Source organism: Caldimonas thermodepolymerans (assembly GCF_015476235.1).
GTDB lineage: Bacteria > Pseudomonadota > Gammaproteobacteria > Burkholderiales > Burkholderiaceae_C > Caldimonas > Caldimonas thermodepolymerans.
This window is the reverse complement of the sequence record NZ_CP064338.1, coordinates 873,578-896,776: the sequence shown is the minus strand read 5'-3', so window position 1 is coordinate 896,776 and position 23,199 is coordinate 873,578. Positions and strand designations below refer to the sequence as shown.

Sequence of the window (23,199 nt, the reverse complement as noted above, 5' to 3'; positions counted from 1 at the left end):
GTTGCGTCACTCGGGCCGGATGCCGGCGTTGCGCAGCACGTCGCCCCAGACCCGGGTCTCGGTGGCGACCCACTCGCGCATCTCGTCGGGACCGCCGGTGGCGCGGGTGAAGTTCAGCATGGCCAGCCGCTGCGACAGCTCGGGCGAGGACAGCGCGCCCTGCAGGGCGGCGTGCAGGCGGGTGACGATGGCCGGCGGGAGGTTGGCCGGGCCGAGCAGACCCCACCAAGAGCCGACGTCCAGCTCGGGCAGCGGCACGCCGGCCTCGGCCATCGTCGGCACCTGCGGCAGCACCGGCGAGCGCTGCCTGCCGGCGACCGCCAGCGCGCGCACCTTGCCGCCGTCCAGTAGCCCCTTGGCCGCGCTCAGGCCGGTGAACACCACCTGCGCGTGCCCGGCGGCCACGGCGGTGAGCGACTCGCCCGAGCTCTTGTAGGGCACGGAGATCAGCTTGAGCTGGTAGCGGCTCTGGAACACCTCGGGGCCCAGGTGCGTGGGGCTGCCCACGCCGCCGTGCGCGTAGGCGATCGTGCCGGGTGCCTCCTTGGCGCGGCGCACCAGGTCCTTCATGTCCGTGATCGGCGAGTTCGCCGGCACCAGCACCAGCATCGGGGCGTTGGCCGCCATGCCGATGTGCGTGAACGAGATGGACGGATCGAACGGCAGCGACTTGTGCAGCGCGGGGCTGACCGACAGGTTGATGTCGCCCAGCAGCAGCGTGTAGCCGTCCGGCGTCGCGCGCGCCACCTCCGACATGGCGATTACGCCGCCCCCGCCGGGGCGGTTCTCCGCGACCACGCTCTGCTTGAGCTCACGCCCGAGCTGCTCGGCGAGCGCGCGGCCCAGCACGTCGGTCGGACCGCCCGGGGCATAGGGAATCACGAGGCGGACGGTCCGCTCAGGGTAGCCCTGGGCCGCGGCCCCCGCTCCCCACAGGACCGTCGCGGCCAGCAAGCTGGCCTGCAGGATGCGCCTGGTCGCTTTCAGCATGTCTTGTCTCCTGTGTCGTTGTGGTGTGCGGCCTGCCCATGCAGGCCGACGGGTGGGGCTAGATCTCGACCGCCTCGGCGTCGTAGGTGAACAGCCAGTCGTATCGGTCGCTGATGGCCTGGGTCTGCCATTCGCGGCTGATGAAGGGCTCGGCCGTCTCCGGCGTGGCCAGCACGGGGTTGTGGAAGCGGTAGAGGTTCTCCGACGAGCCGTGCACCATCGCGTAGGTGTGCGGGCGCCGCACCGCCTCGTAGCGCTGCAGGGCGGTCGGCACGTCGTCGTATTTCTCGAGGCAGCGCGCCAGCACGATGCCGTCCTCGATGGACGACACCGCCCCCTGCCCCAGCAGCGGCAGCGTGGGATGGCAGGCGTCGCCGGACAGCGTCGCGCGGCCCACCGTCCAGCGCTCCAGGAACGGCCGCAGGCACATGGCCCAGCGCGTCACCGAAGGGGCGGCCTGGATCATCGTGTGGATGTCCTCGTGCCAGCCCGCGAACGCCTGCGCGCAGGCCTCGCGCGTGGACGGCTCCTGCCACGGCGGGCCGCCCCACCGGTCGCCCTCGAGCGTGCCGACGAAGTTCATCAGCCGCCCGCCCTGCACCGGGTAGTGCACCAGGTGCCCGCCCGGGCCGATCCAGTTCAGCGCCACGTTGCGCACCAGGTGCGAGGGCAGCGCCTCCATCGGGATCAGGGCGCGCCACGCCACCATGCCGGTGAACTGGATCTCGTCGGGCCCGTGCAGCAGCCCGCGCATCACCGAGTGCACCCCGTCGGCGCCCAGCAGCAGGTCGCCATGCACCCAGCGGCCGTCGGCCAGCTGCACCGACACGCCATCGCCGGTCTGCGCGAAGCCCACGCAACGCGCGTTCAGGTGGATCGCATCCGGCTTGAGCCGGCGCACCCGCTCGCCGAGCACGCGCAGCAAGTCGGGCCGGAACACCGTCATGTACGGGAAGCCGTACTTGCGGATCGCCTGGTCGCCCAGGTTGAACAGCGGCCACATCCGACCGGTGTTCCACAGGCGGATCTCCTTGCCGTCGGCGTCGCACGACAGTGCCCGCAGCGCCTCGAACACGCCCAGCGCGTGCAGCGCGCGGTTGCCGTTCGGGCTGATCTGGATGCCGGCGCCGAACTCGCGCAGCTCGCCGGCCTGCTCGTAGACCTCGACGTCGATGCCCCGCTGCAGGAGCGCGATGGCTGCCGCGAGGCCGCCGATGCCACCCCCTACCACGATTGCCTTGAGTGTCCGCATGTCAGATCGCCACCGTTTCTGCCTGATAGCTGTAGAGCCACTCGTAGCGGTCGCCGACCGCGCCTTGTGACCATTCGCGTGCGCCGAAGATCTCGGCGCTGGCCGGATCGCCCAGCTCCCGCGCGTGGATGCGCCGGCCGTTCTCCAGCGCGCGGCGCACCATGTCGTAGGTGCGCGGCATGCGCAGCGCCTCGTAGCGCTTCAGCGCGGCCGGGATGTCGTCGCGGTGGGCGTCGACGCAGCGCGCCAGCACCACCGCGTCCTCGAGGGTCATCACCGCCCCCTGGGCCAGGAAAGGCGTGGTCGGATGGCAGGCATCGCCCAGCAGCGTGCAGCGCCCCACTGACCAGTGCGGCAGGAACTCGCGCAGGCACAGCGCCCACTTCTGCACCGCCGGAGCGTGGCGGATCATCGTGTGGATGTCCTCGTGCCAGCCCTCGAACGCGGCTGCGCATTCCTCGCGACTGGACGGCTCGTTCCACGGGGGGCCGCTCCACTGGTTGCCCTCCTTGGTGCCGACGAAATTCATCATCTTTCCGCCCTGCACCGGGTAATGCACCAGGTGCCCGCCGGGCCCGACCCAGTTCACCGCGACGTTGCGCTTCATGTGGTCCGGCAGCACGTCCATCGGGATCAGCGAGCGCCACACCACCATGCCGGTGAACTGGATCTCGTCCTCGCCGAACAGCGCCGGTCGCACCTTCGAATGCACGCCGTCGGCGCCGACCAGGAAGTCGCCCTGCACGCGGCTGCCGTCGGCCAGCTCCAGCGTCACGCCGTCGGCGTCCTGCGTCACGCCCGTGCAGCGCGCACCGAGGCGGATCGCGTCCGGCTTGAGCCGGCGCACCTCGTCGCCGAGCACGCGCAGCAGGTCGGGCCGGAACACCGTCATGTACGGGAAGCCGTACCTGCGCATCACCTCGTCGCCGTCGGAAAACAGCTTCCAGGTGCGCCCGGTGTTCCACAGCCGGATTTCCTTCTCGTCCGCGTCGCACGACAGCGCACGCAGCGTCTCGAACACGTTGAGCGAGTGCAGCGCACGGTTGCCGTTCGGACTGATCTGGATGCCGGCGCCGACCTCGCGCAGCTCGCCGGCCTGCTCGTAGACCTCGACGTCGATACCCCGCTGCAGCAGCGCGATGGCCACGGCCAGTCCGCCGATGCCGCCGCCTGCGACCAACGCTTTCTGGCTCATCTCATTGCTCCCGGTAGTAACCCAGGGCCTTCATCACCGGGGTGTCGGTCGCCTCGAGCAGCACGGCATCCTCGTGCGCCTCGATCTCGTACGGTGTCCAGCTCGGCACGGCCAGCACGTCGCCGCGCGCCCATTGCGTGGTCAGCCCGCCGATGCGCGCGGTGCCGCGCCCCTGGCCGACGGCGATGATCCGACTGGCCGTGGTGCGCGGCTGCACGCGGCGCGAGCCCGCCTCGATCGCGGTGAAGCCGATGTCGAAGGTCTTGATCTCGTTGGCGGTGTCCAGCAGGACGCGCCGCACGCCGTCCTGCGGCGCCGCGGCCGCAAGCAGCTCGCGGTTGCGTGCATGCGGGCGGTAGAACGGGTGCTCCTCGGGCTCGGCAGTGACCGGCTGGTAGCGCTCCGGGTGCTCCTCCCAGAACATCGGCTCCAGCAGGTGCACCAGCGGCACGTCCAGGATGTCGATCCAGTAGGCGTTGCCCTGGCCCTCGTTGTAGTGGCTGTGCCAGGCGTAGGCCGGCGTCAGCAGCACGTCGCCGGTGCGCATCGGCACCTTCACCCCGTTGACGATGCTGTAGCAACCGTCCTCGGCGTCGAGCACGAAGCGCATCGCGTTCGGGGTGTGCCAGTGGGCGCGGGCGTGCTCCCCCGGCTTGAGCATCTGGAACGCGACCACCAGGGTGCGCACCGAGTCGTAGTCGTTGTCGCCGACCGGGTTGAACAGCAGCAGGTTGCGGCGCTCGGCCAGCTCCATGCCGATCCAGCGGCCGGCCTGGTCCAGAGCGACGCGGCCCACGTCGTAGCTCCAGTGCAGCGGCTGGAACCGGGTGCGCGGCTCGGGCCACAGCGAGGGGCGCTTCTTGTGCCAGCCCGGCGTCATGCGCAGCGCGTCGAGCACCGGGTACAGCTCGTCGAGGTTGGTGGCGGCCTGCAGGCGTTGCTTGTTGTCGTTCATGGATGCCTCCGGGGATCAGGAATGGCGGACGAATTCGTAGGGCTTGTCGAACACCACGTTGGCCCCGTGCGTGCCCTGCACCACCGGCAGCGACATCCTTCCGACGTGCTCGACCTCGATGGTCACCTCGTCGCCCGCCAGCACCTTGTCGACCCCCGCCGGCGTTCCGGTGGCGATGATGTCGCCGGGGTACAGCGTCGACGCCGACGACGCGATCGCGACCATGTTCGCGATGTCGACGATCAGGTCCCGCGTGTTGGATTGCTGGCGCAGCTGGCCGTTGACCCACAGCTTCATGCCGATATCCTTCGGGTCCGGCACTTCGTCGGCGGTGGTGATCCACGGGCCGACCGGCGTGAAGGTGTCGTAGGACTTGCGGAACACGCGCTCTTCCTTGCCGCGCACCGTCATGTCCATCAGGCAGGCGTAGCCGAACACGTGGTCCAGCGCCCGCTCGAGCGGGATCTGGCGCCCCTGCTTGCCGATGATCAGTGCGATCTCGCACTCGTGGTGGATCTCGCGGCCGCTGAGCGCGGGCAGCTCGATGCGGTCCGCCGGGCCGACCAGCGAGGAGTTCGCCTTCAGGAAGTAGCCCTGGATGTTGGCCAGCCCCCTGGAGGCCATCTCCCTGGCGTGGTCGTGGTAGTTGACCGGGTAGGCGACCAGCTTGTTCGGCCACGGCACCGGCGTTTCCAGGCGCACCGACTCCAGCGGCACGCCCGGCTCCGATGCGAGCAGCTGCTCCAGCTGCGGACGCAGCGCGTCGAAGTCGCGGATCAGGCGGTTGATCCCCACGGGCGGCCACTCGTCCGGGCCCGCCCCGCACAGGTGGCTCACGTCGACGACCTTGCACGTGTCGGAGATGCCGACGTGGCCTCCGTTGTATCGAACGATCTTCATGTTGCTCCTTGCCTGCTGCGCCGGTGGCGTCAGCCATGTCTCGAAACCGGCGTCAGTAGAGCAGCCGCAAGGTCCGCCAGAAAGGCGGCAGCGGAGATCCGAGCCATCTCGAAAAGAGAACCCCCCGCACCGCCCCGGCATCGCTGCCGTGTCATGCTGTGCGTCCATGGGTAAACCCCAGGCATCGATCTCGTTCGGAGATGGATGGGTTCTCCGCCAGCGGCTATGTCGACCGCCCGTGCAGTGGTCCACTTCGCACAGCGTCCGGATTTCCAACCGCCTGGACCCACGGCGACGTGCCGACACATCCCTAGACACAGGAGACAAACATGCCTTCCAAGCTCAAGCCGCTCTTCCGGCTCGCCCTCGCGCACGCCATCGCGCTGTGCGGCGGCGCGGCCCTCGCGCAGCAGTCGCAGCCGACCCCGGTCACGATGCTGGTCGGGTTCGCGCCGGGCGGCACGTCGGACGCCGTGGCCCGCGTGCTCGCGCAGAAGCTGCCCGAGTACCTGAAGCAGCCGGTGGTGGTCGAGAACCGCACGGGCGCGCTCGGCACCATCGCGCTGCGCGAACTCGCCAACACCCCCGCGGGCAAGCCCGTGTTCGCGCTCATGCCCTTCAGTGCCGTGGTGTTCCCTGCCCTGACCGGCATGGCCTCCGGCTACGACCCGCTCAAGGACCTGAAACCGGTCGCGAGCGTGACGTCCTATCCGCTGGGCCTCGTCGTCGGCGGCGACTCCAAGGTGCGCACCCCCACCGACCTGGTCAACTCGCTGAAGGCCGCCCCGGGCGATGCCCAGTTCGGCACCGCCGGCGCGGGCGGCCACAACCACTTCCTGGGGCTGCAGCTCGCCAAGGTGATCGGCGTGGAAGCCACCATCGTCCCGTACAAGGGCAACGGCCCGCTGATCACCGACCTGATCCCCGGCCACGTCGCCGCCGGCCTGATGGTCGCCGGTGAAGTCACGCCCTTCGTCAAGGACGGCAAGCTGCGCATCGTCGGCGTGCTGACCGCCAACCGCTCGCCGCTGATGCCGGACGTGCCGACCTTCGCCGAGCACGGCTTCCCGGTCACCGCCGGCGAAGCCTGGTATGGCGTGTGGACCCACGCGCGCGCCAGCGCCGGCGAGGTCGCACAGATGCAGGACGCGGTCAGCAAGGCTCTGGCCACACCCGAGGTGCAGCAGTCGCTGATCGAGAAGTTCGCGATGCAGCCCGACTTCCGCCCGGCCGCCCAGACGGAGAAGCGCCTGCAGGCCGACTTCGAGCAGTGGGCACCGGTCATCAAGGCCTCCGGCTTCAAGCCCCAGTGAGCCGCCCTCCCTCCCGTTTCGCACCCATTTCCATGACCCAGGAACTTGTCACCTACCGCCTGGAGGGCAACATCGCCCTCGTGGGCCTGAACCGGCCGGAGAAGCGCAACGCGATCAACGAGCCCGTCATCAACGCGCTGCGCGAGGCGATCGCCCGCGCGCACGAGGAAGCCGACGTGGCGGTGCTGCACGGCCACGGGCCGAACTTCAGCGCCGGGCTGGACCTCAACGAGGCCCTGGCCCGGGCCACCAACCAGGTGCCGCCGCGCAAGCGCCGGCGCCACTCGTGGCACGAGGTGTTCGACCAGATCGCGCGCGGCCCGATCCCGTGGATCGCGGCGCTGCACGGCGCGGTCGTCGGCGGCGGCCTGGAGCTGGCCACCGCGGCCCACATCCGGGTGTGCGACCGCACCGCGTTCTTCGGCCTGCCCGAGGGGCAGCGCGGCATCTTCGTCGGTGGGGGCGGGTCGGTGCGCATCCAGCGCGTGGTCGGCTTCACCGTGATGGCAGACATGATGCTGACCGGCCGCCTGCTCAACGCCGACGAGGCCGAGCGCGTGCACATCGTGCGCTACGTGGTGCCAGAGGGCGAGGCGCTGAACAAGGCGATGGAGCTGGCGGCACGGGTCGCCTCCAACACGCCCGACACCAACTGGCGCATCATCAACGTGCTCCCGCGCGTCGCCGACGCCTCGCACGACGACGGCCTGTTCATCGAGTACCTCAGCTCGAGCATGCAGCGCCCGCCCGAGGCGGCCGAGCGCCTGCGCGCCTTCCTCGAGGGCCGGGCCAGGCCGCTCGCCCCGAAGCCCGGCCAGGCCTGAGGAGAGCGGCGAGATGAGCACCCTCCTGACTCCCGTCGACGCGAGCGCGCGCGAGCTCGCGCTGGCCCACGTCGAGCGCGCCCGCCGCGAGGCCGGCGTCATTCCCGACATCCCGCCCGGCACGCCGCTGCGCCCCATCGGCTCGGTGGGCGTGATCGGCGCCGGCACGATGGGCGGCGGCATCGCGATGGCGATGGCCAACGCCGGCCTGCCGGTGATCCTCGTGGACGTCGAGGCGGCCGCCCTCGAGCGGGGCCTGCAGCGCGTGCGCGACAACTACGCCTTCAGCGTGCGCCGCGGCCGGCTCGACGAGGCCACCGTGGCCGAGCGCCTGGCGCGCATCCAGGGCGCCACCTCGCTCGACGCGCTGGCCGGCGTCGACCTCGTGATCGAGGCGGTGTTCGAGGACATGGCCCTCAAGCGCGACATCTTCTCGAAGCTGGACGCGCTGGTGAAGCCGGGCGCGATCCTCGCGACCAACACTTCGGGCCTGGACATCGACGAGATCGCCGCCGCCACCGGCCGCCCCGCCGACGTCGCCGGGGCCCACTTCTTCAGCCCGGCGCACGTGCAGAAGCTGCTCGAGGTGGTGCGCGGCGCCGCCACCGCGCCGGACGTCGTCGCCACCCTGATGGACCTCGGCCGCCGGCTGGGCAAGGTCGCGGTGGTCTCGCGCGTCTACCCCGGCTTCATCGGCAACGCGCTGTTCCGGCAGTACATCCGCGAGGCGCACTTCCTCGTCGAGGACGGCGCCCTGCCGCACGAGGTGGACGCCGTGCTGGAGTGCTTCGGCTACGCGATGGGCGTATTCGCGGTGCACGACATGGCGGGCAACGACGTGGGCTGGCAGGCGCGCAAGGCGCAGATCCCGACCCGCCCGAAGGACCGGCGCTGGAACGACCTGATCCTGGAACTGTGCGACATGGGCCGCATGGGCCAGAAGACCGGCAAGGGCTGGTACCGCTACGAGCCGGGCGACCGCACCCCGCACCGCGACCCCGAGGTCGAGTCCTACATCGTCGAGCGGTCCGCGCGCATGGGCATCGCCCGGCGCCCGATCGGCGAGGACGAGATCCTGGAACGCTGCCTGTTCAGCATGGTCAACGAGGGCGCCCGCCTGCTCGAGCAGGGCGTCGCCCTGCGCGCCAGCGACATCGACATCGCCTTCGTCACCGGCTACGGCTTCCCGGCCGAGCGAGGCGGCCCGATGTACTTCGCCGACCGGATCGGGCTGCAACGCGTGGCCGAGACGGTGCAGCGCATGCATGCCGAGCACGGCTACTGGTGGCAGCCCGCACCGCTGCTGCTGGAACTGGCCCGCACCGGCCGCAGCTTCCGCGACCGGGAGGCCGCGCGGTGAAGTGCGTCCGCATCGAGGCCTACGGCGGCCCGGAGGTGATGGTGCTGGCCGACATCCCCGTGCCGGCGCCGGGCCCGGGCGAAGTGCTGGTGCAGGTCAGCCATGCCGGGATGAACTTCATGGACATCCACACCCGGCAGGGCAAGTACCGGCAATCCCGCACCTACCCGGTCCGCCTGCCCTGCACCCTGGGCATCGAGGGCGCGGGCCGGGTGGTCGCCACCGGGCAGGAGGTCGCCGGCTTCGCCCCGGGCGACCGGGTCGCCTGGTGCATCGCCTGGGGCAGCTTCGCCGAGTACGCCTGCGTGCCGGCGCGCCTGCTGGCCCGCGTGCCCGACCGGCTGGGGCTGGACATGGCCGCGGCCAGCATGTTCCACGGCTGCACCGCGCATTACCTGGCGTACGACGTCGCGCGCCTTGCGCCCGGCATGAGCTGCCTGGTCCACGGGGCCTCCGGCGGCATCGGGCAGATCCTGGTGCAGATGGCGCGCCGCCTCGGCGTGCGAGTGTTCGCCACCACCAGCTCGGCCGCCCGCGCCGGACGCATCCGTGCCCTCGGCGCCGACCAGGTGCTGGACTATGACGGCGGCCGCTTCGCCGACGCCGTCCGCGACGCCACCGGCGGCCACGGGGTCGACGTGGTGTTCGACGCGGTCGGCCGCGAGACCCTGCGCGACAGCTTCCGGGCCACCCGCAAGCGCGGCCTGGTGGTCAACTTCGGCTCGGTGTCCGGCCCGCTGGACGACCTCGACCCGATCGAGCTGGGCGAGGCCGGCTCGCTGTTCCTGACCCGCCCGCGCCTGGCCGACCACATGGAGTCGCAGCCGGTGGTGCAGTCCCGTGCGGATGCGGTCTTCGCCAGCCTGCTGGACGGCTCGCTCGACATCGTGATCGCCGCGCGCCATTCCTTCGACACCCTGGCCGAAGGGCTGGAACGGCTGGAGCACCGCCGGTCCACCGGCAAGCCGCTGCTCGTGGTGCAGCCCGAGGCCGGCTGAGCCCCGGGCGGGGCCGGCCACGCCGGCCCCGTCGTCCCTGATGGTCACCCTTGAAAGGCCTCCGACCACCCCTATAATGAGGCTGTTAGCACTCTCTGCCGGAGAGTGCTAGTAGTTTCGGACGAGCCGCATTCCCGGGGCTCATCCTGAAAGTTAATGAGCGCTCACGTGCGCTCATTCTTATTCCAGACGTGCCTTCCTCTTCAAGGAGATGCAATGAAACTTCGTCCGTTGCACGATCGCGTGATCGTCAAGCGCCTCGAACAAGAAACCAAGACCGCTGCGGGCATCGTGATCCCCGACAACGCCGCCGAAAAGCCTGACCAGGGCGAAGTCCTGGCGGTGGGCCCGGGCAAGCGCAACGACAAGGGCGATTTCGTGGCCCTGAACGTCAAGGTGGGCGACCGCGTGCTGTTCGGCAAGTACAGCGGCCAGACCGTCAAGGTCGATGGCGAAGAGCTGCTGGTGATGCGCGAGGAAGACCTCTTCGCCGTCATCGAGAAGTGATCGTCGGCGTCGCTGAACGGTTCCCCTTACAAGTTTCAAAGCATTCGGAGTAATCAGACATGGCAGCAAAAGACGTGGTCTTCGGCGGTGACGCCCGTGCCCGCATGGTCGAGGGTGTCAACATCCTGGCCAACGCCGTCAAGGTGACCCTGGGCCCGAAGGGCCGCAACGTGGTCCTGGAGCGCTCGTTCGGCGCCCCGACCGTGACCAAGGACGGCGTGTCGGTCGCCAAGGAAATCGAGCTGAAGGACAAGCTCCAGAACATGGGCGCCCAGATGGTCAAGGAAGTCGCTTCCAAGACCAGCGACAACGCCGGTGACGGCACCACCACCGCCACCGTGCTGGCCCAGGCCATCGTGCGCGAGGGCATGAAGTACGTGGCCGCCGGCATGAACCCGATGGACCTGAAGCGCGGCATCGACAAGGCCGTCGCCGCCCTGGTGGACGAGCTGAAGAAGATCAGCAAGCCGACCACCACCTCCAAGGAAATCGCCCAGGTCGGCGCGATCTCCGCCAACTCCGACTCCTCGATCGGCCAGATCATTGCCGACGCGATGGACAAGGTCGGCAAGGAAGGCGTGATCACGGTCGAGGACGGCAAGTCGCTGCAGAACGAACTCGAAGTCGTCGAGGGCATGCAGTTCGACCGCGGCTACCTGTCGCCGTACTTCATCAACAATCCCGACAAGCAGGCCGCGATCCTCGAGAACCCGTTCGTCCTGCTGTACGACAAGAAGATCAGCAACATCCGTGACCTGCTGCCGACCCTGGAGCAGGTCGCCAAGGCCGGCCGTCCGCTGCTGATCATCGCCGAGGACGTCGAAGGCGAAGCGCTGGCCACCCTGGTGGTCAACACCATCCGCGGCATCCTGAAGGTCTGCGCCGTCAAGGCCCCGGGCTTCGGCGACCGCCGCAAGGCCATGCTGGAAGACATCGCCATCCTGACCGGCGGCAAGGTGATTTCGGAAGAAGTCGGCCTGACGCTCGAGAAGGTGCAGCTGGCTGACCTGGGTCAGGCCAAGCGCGTCGAAGTGGCCAAGGAAAACACCACCATCATCGACGGCGCTGGTGCTGCGGCCGACATCGAAGCCCGCGTCAAGCAGATCCGCGTCCAGATCGAGGAAGCCACCTCCGACTACGACCGCGAGAAGCTGCAGGAGCGCGTGGCCAAGCTGGCCGGCGGCGTGGCGGTGATCAAGGTCGGTGCCGCCACCGAAGTCGAGATGAAGGAGAAGAAGGCCCGCGTGGAAGACGCGCTGCACGCCACCCGCGCTGCCGTTGAAGAAGGCATCGTGCCCGGCGGTGGCGTGGCCCTGCTGCGTGCCCGCCAGGCCGTCGGCGAGCTGAAGGGCGAGAACGTGGACCAGGACGCCGGCATCAAGCTGGTGCTGAAGGCCATCGAAGCCCCGCTGCGCGAGATCGTCGCCAACGCCGGTGGCGAGCCCTCGGTCGTGATCAACAAGGTGCTGGAAGGCAAGGGCAACTTCGGCTTCAACGCCGCCAACGACACCTACGGCGACATGATCGAGATGGGCATCCTGGATCCGACCAAGGTGACCCGTACCGCGCTGCAGAACGCCGCCTCGGTCGCCTCGCTGATGCTGACCACCGAGTGCATGGTCGCCGAAGCGCCGAAGGACGAGACCCCGGCCCCCGGTGCGGGCGGCATGGGCGGCATGGGCATGGACATGTAATCGGTCCGGCCACACGCCGAACTTTCGCCAGGAAGGCCGCCGCAAGGCGGCCTTTTCTTTGGCCCCTCGCAAAGGCCGCATGCGTGCGGCCGGGGCGGCGCACCTGCCCGGCCGCGCGGCGGCCAGGGCATTTCAGGCAGGCAGGTCCGGACAGGTGCGGGCTGCGCCGAGGAAACGCCCGCTCAGTCCTCGGCTGCGCCCGGCGGCGCCTCGGGGTGTGCCCAGTCGTACAGCGTGGTCGCCAGGTCTTCCAGCCCGGTCTTCTTCAGCGCCGAGAACAGCGTGATGCCGATGTCGGCCTCGTCGGTGACGAACTCGCCCAGCGCCGCCCCGGCCCCACGCAGCGCTTCGTTGGCCTCCTTGCGGTTGAGCTTGTCGGCCTTGGTCAGCACCACCAGCAGGCGCACCTGGCCCGAGCCGACGCGCGGCGCGACGAAGCGCAGCAGCTGGTGGTCCAGCTCCTTGAGCCCGTGGCGCGAATCGACCAGCAGCACCACGCCGCTGAGGCTGCGGCGCACCTCCAGGTACTGCGCCATCACCTCCTGCCAGCGCAGCTTGGCCGCGCGCTCCACCGCGGCGTAGCCGTAGCCCGGCAGGTCGGCGAACACCGCGTCGGGCGCGCCCTTGGGGCCCAGCTCGAACAGGTTGATGTGCTGCGTGCGCCCCGGCGTCTTGGAGGCGAACGCAAGCTGGCGCTGCTGCGTCAGCGTGTTGATCGCGGTGGACTTGCCGGCGTTGGAGCGACCGACGAAGGCGATCTCCGGCAGCTCGATCGCGGGCAGCTGGTCCAGCCGGCTCGCCGTGGTCAGGAAGCGGGCGGTGTGGGCCCACGCGAGTGCTTTTTTGCCGGTTTGCGAGGCAGACGGAGCAGGTGAGCTGGAGGCTTGGGTATCGGACATTTGGGGAGCATTGTAAAATCCCGCGGTTTTGCATCCGGCCACACAACTTTTCCCACGACATGAAATCGATCGCTACCCTGCTGCTTGCTGCGTTTGCGTTGACTCCTGCTCTGGCGGCCGATGCGCCGGCGGCTGCCAAGCCCGACCTGGCCAAGGGCCAGGCCATCGCCAACCAGGTCTGCTCGGCCTGCCATGCGGTCGACGGCTCGCGTGGCAGCCCCGCCAACCCCATCCTCGCCGGCCAGCACCCCGAGTACCTGGTCAAGCAACTGACCGAGTTCAAGAACGGCAAGCGCAAGAACCCGGTCATGCAGGGCTTTGCCAGCGCGCTCAGCGAGGCCGACATGAAGAACGTCGCGGCCTTCTACGCGACGCGTGAGGCCAAGCCAGGCTTTGCGAAGAACAAGGATCTGGTGCGCCTGGGCGAGCAGATCTACCGTGGCGGCATCGCCGGCAAGCAGGTGCCGGCCTGCGCCGGCTGCCACAGCCCGACCGGTGCCGGTATCCCGGCGCAGTACCCGCGCCTGGGCGGCCAGCACGCCGACTACACCGAGGCCCAGCTGGTGGCGTTCCGCAACGGCGAGCGCACCAACAGCCCGCAGATGACCGCGATCGCTGAGAAGATGTCCGACCGCGAGATCAAGGCCGTGTCCGACTACATCGCCGGCCTGCGCTGATTCCCTCGCGCTGAACCGAACCGGCAAAAGGCGGGTCCCTCGCAGGGGTACCCGCCTTTTGTCTTTGATGCACGGCGCGCCCTGCCCCGGCGTCCGATAATCCTGCCCATGTCCTCCTCCGCCACCACCGGCCTCGAAGTTCGCTCCGGCTCGCGCCCGCTGCGCGACGCGGTGGAACTGATTTCCTCGATGCGCTTCGCGATCACGCTGCTGACCGTGATCTGCATCGCCTCGGTCATCGGCACCGTGATCCGGCAGCACGAGCCGTTCGTGAACTACGTCAACCAGTTCGGTCCGTTCTGGGCCGAGGTGTTCGGCGCGGTGGGCATGTACTCGATCTACAGCGCCTGGTGGTTCCTGCTGATCCTGGCCTTCCTGGTGATCTCCACCAGCCTGTGCATCGCGCGCAACACGCCGAAGGTGCTGCACGACCTGAAGACCTACAAGGAACACATCCGCGAGCAGAGCCTGCAGGCGTTCCACCACAAGACCAGCGGCGAGCTGGCCGAGGGCCACGAGGCGGCGCTGGCGCGCGTCACGCAGCTGATGCAGCGCAACGGCTGGAAGGCCAAGGCCCAGGTCCGCCAGGACGGCGACGCAGTGCGCGGCGTGATGGTCGCGGCCAGGAAGGGCGGCGCCAACCGCATCGGCTACCTGGCCGCGCACGCGGCCATCGTGCTGATCTGCCTGGGCGGCCTGTTCGACGGCGACCTGGTGGTGCGCGCGCAGATGTGGCTGGCCGGCAAGGAACCCTACACGGGCGGCGGCTTCATCGCCGACGTGCCCGAGAAGCACCGCCTGAGCCTGGCCAACCCGACCTTCCGCGGCAACCTGCTGGTGCCCGAGGGCGCGCGCTCGAACGTGGTGCTGCTGAACCAGTCCGACGGCGTGCTGCTGCAGCCGCTGCCCTTCGACATCGAGCTGAAGAAGTTCATCGTCGAGTACTACGAGACCGGCATGCCCAAGCTCTTCGCGAGCGAGATCGTGATCCACGACCACGAGACCGGGCAGGCCGTGCCGGCCACCGTGAAGGTCAACGAGCCGGCCTTCCACCGCGGCGTGGCGATCTACCAGTCCAGCTTCGACGACGGCGGCTCGAAGCTGCGGCTGCGTGCCTACCCGATGAACCACCGCGGCGAGGCCTTCGACGTCAGCGGCACGGTGGGCGGCGCCACCACGCTGTCCGGAGGCGACGAGAAGTACACGCTCGAGCTCGCCGGCCTGCGCGTGATCAACGTCGAGAACCTGGGCACGCCGCAGGACGCCACCGACGTGCGCAAGGTGAACCTGGTCGACAGCCTGCAGCAGCACCTCGGTTCGGGCGCCAAGGCGCCCGGCGAGCGCACGCTGCGCAACGTCGGCCCGTCGGTCACCTACCGGTTGCGCGACGCGAGCGGCCAGGCGCGCGAGTTCCACAACTACATGCTGCCGGTCGAGCTGGACGGCCAGCGCGTCTTCCTGGCCGGCGTGCGCGAGAACCTGGCCGAGCCGTTCCGCTACCTGCGCATCCCGGCCGACGACAGCGACAGCATCGACACCTGGATGCGGCTGCATGCCGCGCTGCAGGACCCGGCGCTGCGCGAACGCGCAATCACCCGCTACGTCGCCAAGGCGATCGACGGCGACAAGCCGGAGCTGGCCCAGCAGCTGACCATTTCCGCCCGGCGCGGGCTGAACCTGTTCGCCGGCGCCGAGCCGGTCGAGCCCGGCGGGCCGCTCACCGGCGGGCTGCAGGCGCTGGCCGACTTCATGCAGGCCAACGTGCCGGAGGCCGACCGCGCCCGCACCTCCGACGTGCTGATCCGCATCCTCAACGGCGTGCTGTACGAGCTGACCCAGATGACGCGCGAGGCCGCCGGCCTGCCGCCGCTGCCGGGCGACGAGAAGACCCAGGCCTTCATGACGCAGGCGGTGCTGTCGCTGTCCGACGCCGGCCTGTACCCGGCGCCGCTGCTGCTGCAGCTCCAGGACTTCGAGCACGTGCAGGCCAGCGTCTTCCAGGTCGCGCGCGCGCCGGGCAAGTACCTCGTCTACCTGGGCTGCCTGCTGCTGGTCATCGGCGTGTTCGCGATGCTGTACGTGCGCGAGCGGCGGCTGTGGATCTGGCTGCAACCCGCCGGCGCGGGCCGCACCCGGCTGACCGCCGCCCTGTCGTCCACGCGCAAGACGCTGGACACCGACCGCGAATTCGAATCCCTCAAGGCCGCGCTGCTGCCGGCCGTGCCTGCCGAGGAGGCTGCACGATGAACACCACCACCCTTTCGCTCAACACGCCCGGCTACTTTGCCCGGCGCACCTGGTTCGACTGGCTGTTCGCCGCCCTGGTGGTCGCGGGCGCGATCACTGCCTTCGGCCGCTATGCGGGGTCGATGGACGGCTACGAGAAGGCCATCCTGGTCGGGGCCGTGCCGGCCGCGATCTGGCTGGGCTGGTTCTGGAAGCCGCTGCGCGGACTGATGCTGGGCGTGGGCGCCGCGGCCTTGCTGGCCATCGCGCTGTACCTGCGCACCACCGACGACTTCGGCGCGGACCTCGCCGCCGGCGAGAACGTGTTCCTGCTCAAGTACTTCCTGTCCAGCCAGAGCGCCATCCTGTGGATGAGCGTGCTGTTCTTCATGAGCACGGCGTTCTACTGGATCGGCTTCTTCTCGCGCGGCAGCGCGGGCACGGCCGAGCGCATCGGCTCCAGGCTGGCCTGGGCGGCCGTGGCGATGGCCCTGATCGGCACCCTGGTGCGCTGGTTCGAAAGCCACCAGATCGCGCCGGACATCGGCCACATCCCGGTCAGCAACCTCTACGAGGTGTTCGTGCTGTTCTGCTGGCTGACCACGACCTTCTACCTCTACTACGAGGACCAGTACCGCACCCGTGCGCTGGGTGCCTTCGTGATGCTCATCGTCAGCGCCGCGGTCGGCTTCCTGCTGTGGTACACGCTGGTGCGCGGCGCCCACGAGATCCAGCCGCTGGTGCCGGCGCTGCAGAGCTGGTGGATGAAGCTGCACGTGCCGGCCAACTTCATCGGCTACGGCACCTTCGCGCTGGCCGCGATGGTCGCCTTCGCGTACCTGATCAAGCAGCAGGCCGGCGAGACGCGCTGGTACAAGCTCGCACCGCTGTGGGCACTGGGCGTGGTGCTGTGCTTCGAACCGCTGGTGTTCCGCCAGTCCGGAGCCGACGGCGGCAGCGCCTACTGGGCGGTCTACTTCGGCATCTCGGCGCTGGTGGTCGGCGGCATCCTGCTGGCGCGCCGGCGCATCGCCGAGCGCCTGCCGGGGCTGGAAGTGCTGGACGACGTGATGTACAAGTCCATCGCGGTGGGCTTTGCCTTCTTCACGATCGCGACCATCCTGGGGGCGCTGTGGGCCGCCGAGGCCTGGGGCGGCTACTGGAGCTGGGACCCGAAGGAGACCTGGGCCCTGATCGTCTGGCTGAACTACGCCGCCTGGCTGCACATGCGCCTGATCAAGGGGCTGCGCGGCACGGTGGCCGCCTGGTGGGCGCTGGTGGGCCTGGTGGTGACCACCTTCGCCTTCCTGGGCGTCAACATGTTCCTCTCCGGGCTGCATTCCTACGGCGAGCTGTGACCCGCCGGCGGCCGCCGGGCACGCCGGCAGCCCTGGTGCCGACGCGACTGCGGGAAGGTCCTGCCCGGCGGGGAGGAACCATCGGCGCAGGCACGGCTCGAACCGTGCATTGCTGCCAGCGCACGGAGGCTTGCCATGCCATCACGCAAGGACCGCGGCTTCGAGCACCCGATCCCCTCGGAGATCACCCCGCGCGCCGTCTACGAAGGACGGCGCGAGCTGCTGCGGCGCATGGCCGCAGGCAGCGCCGGCGCCGCGCTGGCGGCCTGGGCCGGGCGCGATGCACTGGCCGGTGTCGCCCGCCCCGGCAAGCTGGCCCCGCTGCCAGGTGGCAGCAGCACCGTGCCGGGCGCGATGACCATGGACCGGCCGACCGCCTACGAGCACGTCACCGGCTACAACAACTTCTACGAGTTCGGCACCGACAAGGATGACCCGGCCCGTCATGCCGGCGCGCTGCGCACGCAGCCGTGGTCGGTCATCGTCGAAGGCGAGGTGCACAAGCCGCGCACCTATGCGCTGGAAGACCTGCTGCGCCTGGCGCCGATGGAAGAGCGCATCTACCGGCTGCGCTGCGTCGAGGGCTGGTCGATGGTCGTGCCCTGGGTGGGCTACTCGCTGGCCGAGCTGATCCGCCGCGTCGAGCCGACCGGCAATGCCAGGTACGTCGAGTTCCACACTGTGGCCGACAAGACCAGCATGCCCGGACTCGCCTCGCGCGTGCTGCTGTGGCCGTATGTCGAAGGCCTGCGCCTGGACGAAGCCCTGCACCCGCTGACGCTGCTGGCCTTCGGCCTGTACGGCGAGGTGCTGCCCAAGCAGAACGGCGCGCCGGTGCGCCTGGTCGTGCCCTGGAAATACGGCTTCAAGAGCGGCAAGTCCGTCGTGCGGATCCGCTTCGTCGAGAAGCAGCCCACCACCGCCTGGATGGCCGCCGCGCCGCACGAGTACGGCTTCTATTCCAACGTCAACCCGCATGTCGACCACCCGCGCTGGAGCCAGGCGACCGAGCGGCGCATCGGCGAGAACGGCCTGTTCCAGCGCAAGCGCCCGACGCTGATGTTCAACGGCTACGAGGCCCAGGTCGGGCAGCTCTACGCCGGCATGGACCTGCGCAAGCACTACTGAGCCCGTGAAGGCCCTGCTGCACCCGGCGGCCAAGCCCGCGCTGTTCGTCGCCTGCGCGCTGCCGCTGGCCGCGCTGCTGCACGGGGCCGCCACCGACACGCTGGGGGCGAACCCGGCCGAGGCGCTGATCCGCTCGCTGGGCGACTGGACGCTGCGCCTGCTGTGCGCGACGCTGGCCGTCACGCCGCTGCGGCAGTGGACCGGCTGGGCGGCGCTGGCGCGCTTTCGCCGCGTGCTGGGGCTGTACGCCTTCGGCTACGGCGTACTGCACCTGCTGGCCTACGCCTGGTTCGACATGGGCTTCGACGTCGGCGAGATCGCGCGCGACCTTGGCAAGCGTCCGTTCATCCTCGTCGGCTTCGCGGCGCTGGCGCTGATGCTGCCGCTGGCGGCGACCTCGTTCAACCGCGCGATCCGGGCGCTGGGGGCGGCACGCTGGCAGGCCCTGCACCGCAGCGTCCACGCGGTGGCACTGCTGGGCCTGCTGCACTTCTGGTGGATGCGCTCCGGCAAGAACGACCATGCCGAGGTGATGGTCTATGCCGCGGTCATTGCCGTGCTGCTCGGCTGGCGCGTGCTGCACCGCCTGCGCACCCGGCAACGCCTGCAGCGCGCCTGACGCGCTAGGCGCCTGCCTTCCAGGTCTCCAGCGGGATCTCGACGCTGCGCTGGCCGTCGCCGAGCCAGACCAGCCCGTCCTGCACCGTGCACTGCAGGCGCATCGAGCGCTGCACGAGCGCGGCCATCTGTTCGACCGCCGGCCCCGGCACGTGCAGCACGCGCAGCTGCGGCAGGCGCTCCAGCGCACCCTTGTTCTGTGCCCACCACACCCCGGCCACCCGGCCGTAGGTCAGCAGGACCACCTGCCGCGCGCGATGGCAGGCCTTGCGCACCAGCTTCTCGTCCGGCTGGCCGACGTCGATCCAGCGCTCGATGGCACCGGTCAGATCGCGCTGCCAGAGGTCGGGCTCGTCGTCGGTCGACAGGCCCCGGCCGAACGCCAGCCCCTCCTCGGCGAACAGGGCGTAGGCCAGCACGCGCACCATCATCCGCTCGTCGTTCTCGGAAGGATGCTGGGCGACCGTGAGCTGGTGGTCGGCATAGTGATGCCGGTCCATGTCCGCCACCTGCAGCTCGACCTTGAAAATCGTGGATTTGAGCGCCATGGGGCGAGAGTCTCCCACAGCGGCGCCGGCCCGGGGGAGTAGGATGGGCACATCATCCACCCGGTCGCCTGCCTGCGACGTCGAAAGGACCGCCCTTGGCCACGCCCAACTACGCCTACGAGAAGCGCCAGCGCGAACTGGCCAAGAAACGCAAGAAGGAAGAAAAGCTCAAGCGCAAGCTGGAGCAGCGCACCCCCGGCGCGCCGCCTCAGGCGGACGACGCGCCGGGCGACGAGAACCCGCCGCCGCAGCCTCCGGCCGGCCAGCCCTGAGGCCTACTCGCTGCTGCTTTGCTGCAGCGCCCACATCTGCGCGTAGCGGCCGCCGGCGGCCAGCAGCTGCGCGTGGGTGCCGCGCTCGATGATGCGGCCGCCGTCCATCACCAGGATCTCGTCGGCGTCGACCACGGTCGACAACCGGTGTGCGATCACCAGCGCGGTCTTGTTGCGCGCCGCTGACGCCAGCTCGGCCTGGATCGCGCGCTCGTTGGCCGAGTCCAGCGCCGAGGTGGCTTCGTCGAAGATCAGGATCGGCGGGTTCTTCAGCAGCGTGCGCGCGATGGCCACGCGCTGCTTCTCGCCGCCCGAGAGCTTGAGCCCGCGCTCGCCGACGATGGTGTCGTAGCCCTTGGGCGTGGAGGCGATGAAGTCGTGGATGTGCGCGGCCCGCGCGGCGGCCTCGACCTCCTCGCGCGTCGCGCCGGGACGCCCGTAGGCGATGTTGTACTCGACCGTGTCGTTGAACAGCACCGTGTCCTGCGGCACGATGCCGATCTGCCGGCGCAGGCTGGCCTGCGTGACGGTGCGGATGTCCTGCCCGTCGATCGTGATGCGGCCCGCGTTCACGTCGTAGAAGCGGAACAGCAGGCGCGCCAGCGTCGACTTGCCCGCCCCCGACGAGCCCACCACGGCCACCTTGTGCCCGGCCGGGATCTCGAAGCTCACGTCGTGCAGGATCGGCCGGTTCGCGTCGTAGCCGAAGCTCACGTGCTCGAAGCGCACCTCGCCGTGCATGACCACCAGGTCCGGCGCACCAGGCGGGTCGTCCACCTCGCGCTCGCGCTCCATCAGCGCGAACATGCGCTCCAGGTCGGTGAGCGACTGCTTGAGCTCGCGGTACACCACGCCGAGGAAGTTGAGCGGGATGTACAGCTGGATCATGAAGGCGTTGACCATCACCAGGTCGCCCAGCGTCAGCGTGCCGGCCACCACGCCCTCGGTGGCGCGCCACAGCATCGCCACCAGCGCGGTGGCGATGATCAGCTGCTGCCCGGTGTTGAGCAGCGACAGGCTCGACTGCGACTTGAGCTTGGCGCGACGCAGCCGCTCCAGGCTCTCGCCGTAGCGCTGCGCCTCGTAGTCCTCGTTGTTGAAGTACTTGACCGTCTCGTAGTTCAGCAGCGAGTCGATGGCCTTGGTGTGCGTGCTCGAGTCGAGCTCGTTCATCGCCTTGCGGAACTGGGTGCGCCACTCGGTCACGACGACCGTGAAGGCGATGTAACAGGCCAGGGCCGCCACCGTGATCCAGACGAACACCGCATCGAACTTCACGCCCAGCAGCGCCAGCACCAGCCCCACCTCGACCAGCGTCGGGAAGATGCTGTAGAGCGAGTAGGAGATCAGCGACTGCACGCCGCGCGCCCCGCGCTCGATGTCGCGCGTCATGCCGCCGGTCTGGCGCTCCAGGTGGAAGCGCAGGCTCAGCGAATGCAGGTGGCGGAACACCTGCAGCGAGATGCTGCGCACCGTCCCCTCGGTGACCTTGGCAAACACCAGCTCGCGCAGCTCGGTGAACAGCGAGGTCGACAGGCGCAGCGCGCCGTAGGCGATCAGCAGCCCCACCGGCACCACCAGCAGCGCGCGCGCGTCCCCGGGCGGGATCGACAGCGCATCGACCAGCTCCTTGAGCAGCAGCGGCACGCCGACGTTGGCGAGCTTGGCCCCGATCAGGAAGGCCAGGGCAACCATGACGCGAACGCGGTATTGCCACAGGTAAGGCAACAGCCGCCGCAGCGTGGCCCAGTCGGAGCGCGGAGGGGCAACGCCCGGGCCGGCCGGTTCGGCGGGCTCGGGCAAGGTCATGGCGACACGGCGCATCGTGGAGAATCTCGTTCTTGACTTCTGTCTGGAGCCCTGGAGCCGATGACCGACCCCTCGAGCCCTGCGTCCCGCAAGGACGCACCTGTGAGTTTGCCCAAGGACATGGAACTCGTCCTGCGCGTCATGCCCATGCCTGCCGACGCCAATGCGAACGGCGACATCTTCGGCGGCTGGATCATGGCGCAGGTCGACCTGGCCGGCTCGGTGCTGCCCGCCCGCATTGCCAAGGGGCGCGTGACCACCGTTTCGGTCAACCAGTTCGTCTTCAAGCAGCCCGTCTCGATCGGCGACCTGCTGTCGTTCTACGCGCGCGTCGAGCGAGTGGGCCGGACTTCCATCACGGTCCACGTCGAAGTCTATGCGGAACGCAATCCGGCCGCACTGCATGTGGTCAAGGTGACCGAGGCCAACCTGACCTTCGTCGCGATCGACCAGGAAGGCAAGCCGCGCGAGATCCCGAAGGGCTGAACCTGCGCGGTGCGGCGCCGGTACCCCCCTTGAAATCCGGCGATGCGCCCCCATGATCCCGGCGGCTTTGACCGACTGCAAAGACGGAGGCTGCATGAGGATCGCGCAAGTCGCCCCCTTGTTCGAAAGCGTGCCGCCCAAAGCCTACGGCGGCACCGAACGTGTCGTTTCCTACCTGACCGAGGCGCTGATCGCGCTGGGGCACGACGTCACCCTGTTCGCCAGCGGCGATTCGGTCACCTCGGCCGAGCTGGTGCCCATCGTCGAGCGCAGCCTGCGGCTGGACCCGCGCCGGCCCGACTGGCTGCCCTGGCACACGATGATGGTGGACGAGGTGTTCCGCCGCGCCGACCAGTTCGACGTGATCCACTTCCACGTCGATTTCCTGCACTATCCGCTGGCGCGGCGCAGCACCACCCCGTGCGTGACCACCTTCCACGGCCGCCTGGACCTGCCGGACCTGGCGCCGCTGCACCGCCATTTCCACGACATGCCGGTGGTGTCGATCTCCAACCACCAGCGCCGGCCCCTGCCGCACGCGCACTGGATCGGCACGGTCTACCACGGCCTGCCCGGCAGCCTGTACCGCTTCCACGACGAGCCGGAGGACTACTTCGCCTTCGTCGGCCGCATCTCGCCGGAAAAGCGCGTCGACCGCGCCATCGAGATCGCCAAGGCCTGCGGCACGCGGTTGCGCATCGCCGCCAAGGTCGACGAGGCCGACCGGCGCTACTTCGAGCACGAGATCCGCCCGCTGCTGGACCATCCGCTGATCGAGTTCGTCGGCGAGATCGACGATGCGCAGAAGAACGACTTCATCGGCAAGGCCCGCGCCCTGCTGTTCCCGATCGACTGGCCGGAGCCGTTCGGCCTGGTGATGATCGAGGCCTTTGCCTGCGGCACGCCGGTCATCGCGTTCCGCCACGGCTCGGTGCCCGAGGTGATGACCGACGGCGTGACCGGCTGGATCGTCGACGACGTCAAGGCCGCGATCGCGGCGGCGCGCTGCGTCGGCGAGCTCGACCGCCGGCGCATCCGCGCGGAGTTCGAGCGCCGCTTCACCTCCGACACGATGGCCGCGCGCTACGTGGACCTCTACCAGAGCCTGCTCGACAGCCGCTCGCAACGCCCCTCGGCCCCCCGCGCGGCGGAAATGGTCGACTGACCGCCGCTTCGGGCGCGTTTTGTGC

At 69.5% G+C, this 23,199-nt stretch carries 22 protein-coding genes; 14 read left to right on the top strand and 8 right to left on the bottom strand.

The window, feature by feature from the left end; translation table 11 throughout:
- Nucleotides 1–6: 6 nt before the first annotated feature.
- Genes IS481_RS04405 through IS481_RS04385 form a run of 5 tightly spaced genes read right to left on the bottom strand, consistent with a single transcriptional unit; the run spans nucleotide 7 to nucleotide 5,292 of the window.
- Nucleotides 7–990: a Bug family tripartite tricarboxylate transporter substrate binding protein gene (locus IS481_RS04405; RefSeq protein WP_104356035.1), complete on the bottom strand. Its 984-nt coding sequence runs from the start codon at nucleotides 988–990 to the stop codon at nucleotides 7–9.
- A 58-nt stretch (nucleotides 991–1,048) separates the two neighbouring features.
- Nucleotides 1,049–2,242, bottom strand: a complete 1,194-nt coding sequence (locus tag IS481_RS04400) for an FAD-dependent monooxygenase (protein WP_104356034.1) — start codon at nucleotides 2,240–2,242, stop codon at nucleotides 1,049–1,051.
- A gap of 1 nt (nucleotide 2,243) precedes the next feature.
- Nucleotides 2,244–3,437, bottom strand: a complete 1,194-nt coding sequence (locus IS481_RS04395) for an FAD-dependent monooxygenase (RefSeq protein WP_104356033.1) — start codon at nucleotides 3,435–3,437, stop codon at nucleotides 2,244–2,246.
- A gap of 1 nt (nucleotide 3,438) precedes the next feature.
- Nucleotides 3,439–4,392 (bottom strand): cupin domain-containing protein, encoded by a 954-nt coding sequence (locus IS481_RS04390; protein WP_104356032.1) that lies wholly within the window; start codon nucleotides 4,390–4,392, stop codon nucleotides 3,439–3,441.
- 15 nt (nucleotides 4,393–4,407) lie between these two features.
- On the bottom strand, nucleotides 4,408–5,292 hold the full coding sequence (locus IS481_RS04385; protein ID WP_104356031.1) for a fumarylacetoacetate hydrolase family protein: 885 nt from the start codon (nucleotides 5,290–5,292) through the stop codon (nucleotides 4,408–4,410).
- 329 nt (nucleotides 5,293–5,621) lie between these two features.
- Here IS481_RS04385 and IS481_RS04380 point away from each other — a divergent pair, with 329 nt between their 5' ends.
- The 6 genes from IS481_RS04380 to groL all read left to right on the top strand — a co-directional run bounded on the left by IS481_RS04380 (nucleotide 5,622) and on the right by groL (nucleotide 11,988).
- Nucleotides 5,622–6,605: a Bug family tripartite tricarboxylate transporter substrate binding protein gene (locus IS481_RS04380; RefSeq protein ID WP_104356030.1), complete on the top strand. Its 984-nt coding sequence runs from the start codon at nucleotides 5,622–5,624 to the stop codon at nucleotides 6,603–6,605.
- A 32-nt stretch (nucleotides 6,606–6,637) separates the two neighbouring features.
- Nucleotides 6,638–7,429 carry a crotonase/enoyl-CoA hydratase family protein gene (locus tag IS481_RS04375; RefSeq protein ID WP_104356029.1) on the top strand — a complete coding sequence of 264 codons (792 nt, stop codon included), beginning with the start codon at nucleotides 6,638–6,640 and terminating at the stop codon, nucleotides 7,427–7,429.
- A gap of 13 nt (nucleotides 7,430–7,442) precedes the next feature.
- Nucleotides 7,443–8,789 (top strand): 3-hydroxyacyl-CoA dehydrogenase, encoded by a 1,347-nt coding sequence (locus IS481_RS04370; RefSeq protein ID WP_104356028.1) that lies wholly within the window; start codon nucleotides 7,443–7,445, stop codon nucleotides 8,787–8,789.
- Complete coding sequence (locus tag IS481_RS04365; RefSeq protein WP_104356027.1) at nucleotides 8,786–9,787, top strand: quinone oxidoreductase family protein; 1,002 nt, start codon at nucleotides 8,786–8,788, stop codon at nucleotides 9,785–9,787. Before IS481_RS04370 ends, IS481_RS04365 begins: the two co-directional genes overlap by 4 nt.
- Nucleotides 9,788–10,003: 216 nt before the next feature.
- The gene (gene groES / locus IS481_RS04360) at nucleotides 10,004–10,294 is read left to right on the top strand and encodes a co-chaperone GroES (RefSeq protein WP_104356026.1); all 291 of its coding nucleotides are present in this window, start codon (nucleotides 10,004–10,006) and stop codon (nucleotides 10,292–10,294) included.
- A gap of 59 nt (nucleotides 10,295–10,353) precedes the next feature.
- Nucleotides 10,354–11,988 carry a chaperonin GroEL gene (gene groL / locus IS481_RS04355; RefSeq protein ID WP_104356025.1) on the top strand — a complete coding sequence of 545 codons (1,635 nt, stop codon included), beginning with the start codon at nucleotides 10,354–10,356 and terminating at the stop codon, nucleotides 11,986–11,988.
- A gap of 182 nt (nucleotides 11,989–12,170) precedes the next feature.
- Here groL and yihA read toward each other — a convergent pair whose 3' ends face one another.
- Complete coding sequence (gene yihA / locus IS481_RS04350; RefSeq protein ID WP_104356024.1) at nucleotides 12,171–12,887, bottom strand: ribosome biogenesis GTP-binding protein YihA/YsxC; 717 nt, start codon at nucleotides 12,885–12,887, stop codon at nucleotides 12,171–12,173.
- Between the two features lie 59 nt (nucleotides 12,888–12,946).
- On the opposite strand from yihA, the gene IS481_RS04345 reads away from it, so the two are divergent.
- From IS481_RS04345 to IS481_RS04325, 5 genes are all read left to right on the top strand, one after another.
- Nucleotides 12,947–13,564 (top strand): c-type cytochrome, encoded by a 618-nt coding sequence (locus IS481_RS04345; RefSeq protein WP_104356023.1) that lies wholly within the window; start codon nucleotides 12,947–12,949, stop codon nucleotides 13,562–13,564.
- 108 nt (nucleotides 13,565–13,672) lie between these two features.
- Nucleotides 13,673–15,811 carry a cytochrome c biogenesis protein ResB gene (locus IS481_RS04340; RefSeq protein ID WP_232529456.1) on the top strand — a complete coding sequence of 713 codons (2,139 nt, stop codon included), beginning with the start codon at nucleotides 13,673–13,675 and terminating at the stop codon, nucleotides 15,809–15,811.
- On the top strand, nucleotides 15,808–17,148 hold the full coding sequence (gene ccsB / locus IS481_RS04335) for a c-type cytochrome biogenesis protein CcsB (RefSeq protein ID WP_104356022.1): 1,341 nt from the start codon (nucleotides 15,808–15,810) through the stop codon (nucleotides 17,146–17,148). Before IS481_RS04340 ends, ccsB begins: the two co-directional genes overlap by 4 nt.
- A 135-nt stretch (nucleotides 17,149–17,283) precedes the next feature.
- A complete protein-coding gene (msrP, locus tag IS481_RS04330) occupies nucleotides 17,284–18,276 on the top strand; it encodes a protein-methionine-sulfoxide reductase catalytic subunit MsrP (RefSeq protein WP_104356021.1) in 993 nt (330 codons plus the stop codon).
- Between the two features lie 4 nt (nucleotides 18,277–18,280).
- Nucleotides 18,281–18,895, top strand: coding sequence for a protein-methionine-sulfoxide reductase heme-binding subunit MsrQ (locus IS481_RS04325; RefSeq protein ID WP_198425452.1), 615 nt, complete (start codon nucleotides 18,281–18,283; stop codon nucleotides 18,893–18,895).
- Nucleotides 18,896–18,899: 4 nt separating this feature from the next.
- Here the strand turns inward: IS481_RS04325 and IS481_RS04320 are convergent, their stop codons facing one another.
- A complete protein-coding gene (locus IS481_RS04320; RefSeq protein WP_104356020.1) occupies nucleotides 18,900–19,442 on the bottom strand; it encodes a YaeQ family protein in 543 nt (180 codons plus the stop codon).
- A 95-nt stretch (nucleotides 19,443–19,537) separates the two neighbouring features.
- Here IS481_RS04320 and IS481_RS04315 point away from each other — a divergent pair, with 95 nt between their 5' ends.
- Nucleotides 19,538–19,714: a hypothetical protein gene (locus IS481_RS04315; protein WP_165908710.1), complete on the top strand. Its 177-nt coding sequence runs from the start codon at nucleotides 19,538–19,540 to the stop codon at nucleotides 19,712–19,714.
- Nucleotides 19,715–19,717: 3 nt separating this feature from the next.
- Here IS481_RS04315 and IS481_RS04310 read toward each other — a convergent pair whose 3' ends face one another.
- Nucleotides 19,718–21,538, bottom strand: a complete 1,821-nt coding sequence (locus IS481_RS04310; RefSeq protein WP_104356019.1) for an ABCB family ABC transporter ATP-binding protein/permease — start codon at nucleotides 21,536–21,538, stop codon at nucleotides 19,718–19,720.
- Nucleotides 21,539–21,583: 45 nt separating this feature from the next.
- Between IS481_RS04310 and IS481_RS04305 the strand changes: the two genes are divergently transcribed.
- Together IS481_RS04305 and IS481_RS04300 are read left to right on the top strand one after the other, a co-directional pair.
- Nucleotides 21,584–22,009 carry an acyl-CoA thioesterase gene (locus IS481_RS04305; protein ID WP_104356018.1) on the top strand — a complete coding sequence of 142 codons (426 nt, stop codon included), beginning with the start codon at nucleotides 21,584–21,586 and terminating at the stop codon, nucleotides 22,007–22,009.
- Nucleotides 22,010–22,103: 94 nt separating this feature from the next.
- Nucleotides 22,104–23,174, top strand: a complete 1,071-nt coding sequence (locus tag IS481_RS04300) for a glycosyltransferase family 4 protein (RefSeq protein WP_104356017.1) — start codon at nucleotides 22,104–22,106, stop codon at nucleotides 23,172–23,174.
- Nucleotides 23,175–23,199: the final 25 nt, after the last annotated feature.